Source organism: Streptomyces marokkonensis (genome assembly GCF_039539045.1).
Classification (GTDB): Bacteria; Actinomycetota; Actinomycetes; order Streptomycetales; family Streptomycetaceae; genus Streptomyces; species Streptomyces marokkonensis.
In genome coordinates this window covers 1-4,582 of record NZ_BAABCQ010000261.1, presented here as the reverse complement: position 1 = coordinate 4,582, position 4,582 = coordinate 1, and the positions used below count along the sequence as shown (strand labels likewise).

Here is a 4,582-nt window from a genome sequence, read left to right as displayed (position 1 = left end):
TGGCGAGCTTGGCGTTCAGTCCGTCCAGCAGGTAGGCGTATTTGGTGCGGATCTCGCCGGTCGGGTCCCGGCCGCTTTCCCACCCGCTGAGGGTTGAGGGGCTCACGCCGAGCGCGCGTGCCACCTGTGCCTTGGACAGCCGAGCCCGCTCCCGCAGCTCGCGGCGCACGTGGCAGGGCGGGAGTTCGGCCTGAGGGCCGACGGCGTCAAGCAGCGAGTCGATCGCGTCGAAGTCGCTCACCGGCCCGTCCCCCTTGCTTCGGTCCGCACGGTACGCCGCCTGTCGGCGGGCAGCGCCTCGCATGCTCTGGTCGGACCCGCCAGGAGGTCCAGCGCGCCGATGCCGTAGTGCTCGGCCAGGACGTCGACGTCGCGGAGGCTCCAGGAGATGGCGCCCGACTGCCGGCGCGACACCTGTGTCTGCGTCAGTCCCAGCACCCCCGCGACCGACCGCTGCGATTCACCCGTTACCTGCATCAACGCGGCCACCGTCAGCCGCAGCGACTCCTCCAAGCGCAATCCCATGCCACCATCTTACCTGAATTTCATGCAACTTCCGCATCTACATCAGCTTTTCACTATCACTAATGCAGAAAAGCTTTCAGAGGGAGCTGAAGGTTCTCGGGCACCCGGTGTGTCAGCGATCCACGCCGCCGGGATCACGTGGAAGCCGTCGGGTCGCGCGCCGGGCTTCCCGATTCACCTGGCGCGCCTGTTCCACCGCACGATCGGACAGGCACCGCGGGCACACGAGGTCCACGACACGGCGGCGCAGGGCCCGGCGCAGCCGGAGCCCGGGCGGTGGCGGCCACCCACGGCAGTGGCGGCGCACCGTACGCACTCCAGTGCCCAAGAGCGCGGCGACCAGGGAGGCGTTGCCGGCGTAGTGGGCCAGGAGGAACGCCATCTGCGCCTGGTGGCCGGCCCGGAACCGGGCCGCGAACTCGGTGCGCTGCTCTGGCTGGAGGAGGGCGTCGTGGTGTTCGCAGCGCGGCGTCTTCTTGTTGTGCCGTGCGTTGCCCGGCGAGCTGGTGTCCATAGCTCAAGAAGCCTGCCGAGGGCCTCCTGTGGACAGCGGGCTGCCATTGAGGGCTTCTCGCATGCGCCGTCACCGACAGAGGCAGCCGCCCGTCCCTTGCGATTCCGTGCCGCTGCTCCCCGTGCATATTCCAGGCGGAGGCTCCGAACGCCCGGAACCGCCCTGGGCATCACCGCGGTGGCTGAGGACCGGCCGATGCTCCTTCCGGATGCTCGTTGGTCCAGGGCAGGCCGCCAATGTCGAGGCGGCGTCGGGTACGGGTGACGGCTACGTAGGCCAAGCAGGCCTCTTTGTCGTCGATCCGGCGGACGGTTTCCTGCCCCGTGCCGTCCGGCAGCCCGTCGGAGGGTGGGGTGAAGTCGTCGGCGATCTTCACCTCTGCCCATTCCCGGCCTTTGGCCTTGTGCGCGGTGGAGACGGTTACCTCGGCCTGGTCTTCGGGCGCGAGATGCGCCACGGCGGCCAGGATGGCGTCCGCGCCGTGGGTGTCGACCAGGTCGACCAGGGGTTGCAGATCGCGGCCGGCGGGGTCGTAGGCGGCGTAGTCCTGCAGATCGCCCCAGGTGGTGAACAGCACCAGTTCGGGGTGGGTGGTGCGGCGTCCTTCTTTGAGGTCGCGGGCTGCCAGGGCCAGAGCGCGCAGGCTGTCTCCTCCCCCGGCCAGCGCCACCCGGTGTCCGTCGGACAGCAGCTCCATGACCTGGGCCATGGCGCCGACGTTGGTACGGCACAGGACCGCGTCGGGCCGGGTGACGGGCCGAGTTCGGTGGGCACGGCGTCGGCGCCGGTGAGACGGATGGGGGCGTCGGCCAGGTGCAGCCAGCGGTTGGCTTCCTCAGCGAGGCGGGGGCCGAAGCGGAAGGACCGGGACAGGGCGAGCTGGGTGCCGTCGAAGCCGGCCATGACGTTTTTGGCGCCGCGCCAGTGGTAGATGGCCTGGGCGGAGTCGCCGACCATGGTGTCCTGGGCCTCGTCCAGGAGCAGGAAGTCGGCGTCGATCTTCGGCTGGGTGAGGGCCCAGATCTTGAGGTAGTGGTCGTGGCCGAAGCGGACGGCGCCTTCGTCGGGGTGCTGCAGGTCCAGCCACGCCTTGCGGGCGAACGGGACGAGGTGGGCGGCGAGTTCTGCGTGCAGGCTGGGCTCTTCCAGGCCGCGCAGCTGGGGGACGTGGTGGCGGGTGATCGTCGCGTCGGCCGTGTGGCAGAAGCGGGCCACGGTGCGCAGGGTGACATAGGAGAGGGTCTTTTGGGACAGGTCGCGGTCGCCGACACGGATGGCTTTGGTGATGCCGAGGGCTTGGCCGGTCTGCCAGGCGGGGCGGCGGGGGCGCCCAGGCGGCTGGTGTAGCGGTGGCCGACGGCGGCGTAGGCCAGTGCGTGGGCGGTCTTGCACAGGACGCTTTTGGGGAAGCGTCTGGTGGCGTCCTGGGCGATGGCCCGGTTGTAGGCGAGGTAGCGGCCGCGGCGCTGGGTGGCGTGGGCGAGCTGGGTCAGGGTGGTGGTCTTGCCGGTGCCCGCGCCGGCTTGCAGGGACAGGTGTTCGCCGGCATGGAAGGCGTCGGCTGCGGCGGCCTGTTCGTCGGTCGGGTTCAGCACGGCGCGGCTCCGGAGGTGCGGGTCAGGCAGTGCCCGACGGCCGTGATGAGATGGGCTGGGGTGGTGTGGTGTGGGCAAGCAGGTGCTGCAGGGCTCGTTCGAGGCGGTCGGCCTCGGCGGCGGCGTGCTGGGCAAGGTCCTGGTGAACGGCCAGCTCCAGGAAGCGCTGGGGTGTTTGTGCTGCTCGGTCGGCCGCTGCCCTGAGGGCGGTGTGTGCGGCGGACGCGAAGGCCACGTTGAGGAGGATCTTGCCGCTTCGGTCGGGGTAGTGCGTGGTGATGACGTCGACGGGCAGCCGTGTGCCGATCTGGCGGTGCAGTCGGGTGATGGCCTTTCGAGGGGTCTTGGCGCGTACGACGGTCATGAGCCGGGTGGCGTCGCGGTCGGGGGCGAGCCGCATCGTGCGGGCGGCGTGTTGAAGTTCGGCCGTGGTGAGGGGCCGGGTCAGGGTGATTTCCAGGGCGTGGTGCGCCATCGTCACGCCTGGTCGCCGGGGGCATGCGGGAGGCGGGTGCGGATGTGGGCTGCGTGCAGGAGTGGGTCGAAGACCTGCCATCCGGCCAGGGCGAGGTCGGCGGCGTTCGGCGCTGCGGCATGGGCGGGGCAGTGCTGGGTGCGCCAGCGCAGCTGCTCGCCGTACGGCAGGCGGCTGAGGTCGTAGACGGCCATCGGTCCGGTGGGCAGGGTGAGTTGGCCGCGCTGGGGGCCGGCTGGCAGGAGCTTCCAGATCCCTTTGGGGGTGCCGGGAGCCAGTACGGGCAGCGGACAGCGGCGGCGGTGCCGGGTCTGGGCCACACACCGAATGTCCTCGATCGGCCGGTCGGCGAGACAGCGGCCCAGCAGCAGCTGTACGACGGGGCGGGCAGGCCGGGCGCTGCTGGCGTTCGGCTCGGGCGGGGGCGGCGCGGCCGGGGCGAAATCCCCTGAGTCGATCAGGCGGCGGGATCGGACGCCGAGTCGGCGGCGCATCTCCTCGACGTGGGAGGTCAGGCGGAGCGTCGGGATGCGGGCCGGGCAGAGCACGGCGTGCGGGATGCGGCACCAGGCGCTGCCGTCACCGTGCGGGTGGGCGATGCCGCAGCTCAGGTGCCAGCGGCAGGAAACGGGGACGAGGGCAGCGGCCAGTTCGGCGGGGTGCAGGGCGATGGGGCGCTGGTCTGTGCGCTGGTAGAAGTCGATGGGGTTGCCGCACGCGCGGCAGCGGCCGCTCTGGCCGGTGCGCAGCAGGCGGCTGGGGCTGGTGGCGGCCACGCGCAGCGGGCGTCGGGGCCGGGTGTCGCGGGGGCTGCCGTCCCAGCGGCATGCGGTGGAGGTGGAGTTGGGGCACATGGCGGTGAAGGTGCCAGGCGGCGCGCCGCCGCACCGGGACGGCTGCTCACGGTGTCCTACGGATGGCGCAATCCCGGGGAACGCCCGCACGAGTGAGCGAACCTGCGATCGAGGACGGGTCGCCTGTTCAGGTGATGTCGCACCGGGGCGAGGGAGGCGCCTGACGGGCGGTTCACAGTTGCGGCGTGCCGGGTGGGGCATGGTCTGCGCAGAGGGAGCCGAGGAGCTCGTCGATGGGGACGCCGAGGGCGTGGGCGAGGGCGTGCCAGGTGGTGACGCTGCCGATGGTGCGGCCGTGTTCCAGGTCGATGAGGGTGCGCCGGGCCAGACCGCTGCGGCGGGCGAGTTCGTCGAAGGTCCAGTTGCGCTCGACCCTCAGGCGCGCGAGCGTCACGCGCAGCGCGGCGAGGTCGGGGTCGGGCGGCAAGATCGTCACCCCACCATCCGACGGTGCAGAACCCTGCCCTGTGCAGACCCTCTGCACTATTTGCTAGGGAAGGGGTGACGTCGGCGGTGAAGCTTCCCCTTGATCGTGGACACCTGGAGACTGGGATCTTGAGGTTCCAGAGGAAGTAGCACCAGGTGGCAAGCAAGTACCGAAGCGGGTGCACCGAGGAGT

6 protein-coding genes and 1 pseudogene are annotated in these 4,582 nt (G+C 71.0%); all 7 read right to left on the bottom strand.

The window, feature by feature from the left end; translation table 11 throughout:
- Positions 1-241: helix-turn-helix domain-containing protein (locus ABEA26_RS34170; protein WP_345597709.1), on the bottom strand; the 241-nt coding region annotated here is incomplete at its 3' end.
- Positions 238-525: a helix-turn-helix domain-containing protein gene (locus tag ABEA26_RS34165; RefSeq protein WP_070201824.1), complete on the bottom strand. Its 288-nt coding sequence runs from the start codon at positions 523-525 to the stop codon at positions 238-240. The genes ABEA26_RS34165 and ABEA26_RS34170, both read right to left, overlap by 4 nt.
- 112 nt (positions 526-637) lie before the next feature.
- Complete coding sequence (locus tag ABEA26_RS34160) at positions 638-1,039, bottom strand: hypothetical protein (RefSeq protein ID WP_345597706.1); 402 nt, start codon at positions 1,037-1,039, stop codon at positions 638-640.
- A gap of 169 nt (positions 1,040-1,208) precedes the next feature.
- A pseudogene (locus ABEA26_RS34155) lies at positions 1,209-2,631 on the bottom strand (DEAD/DEAH box helicase).
- Between the two features lie 25 nt (positions 2,632-2,656).
- Positions 2,657-3,109, bottom strand: a complete 453-nt coding sequence (locus ABEA26_RS34150; RefSeq protein WP_345597704.1) for a hypothetical protein — start codon at positions 3,107-3,109, stop codon at positions 2,657-2,659.
- Positions 3,110-3,111: 2 nt separating this feature from the next.
- Positions 3,112-3,963 (bottom strand): DUF6083 domain-containing protein, encoded by an 852-nt coding sequence (locus ABEA26_RS34145; protein WP_345597702.1) that lies wholly within the window; start codon positions 3,961-3,963, stop codon positions 3,112-3,114.
- 172 nt (positions 3,964-4,135) lie between these two features.
- A complete protein-coding gene (locus ABEA26_RS34140) occupies positions 4,136-4,399 on the bottom strand; it encodes a helix-turn-helix transcriptional regulator (RefSeq protein ID WP_345597700.1) in 264 nt (87 codons plus the stop codon).
- Between the last annotated feature and the right edge of the window lie 183 nt (positions 4,400-4,582).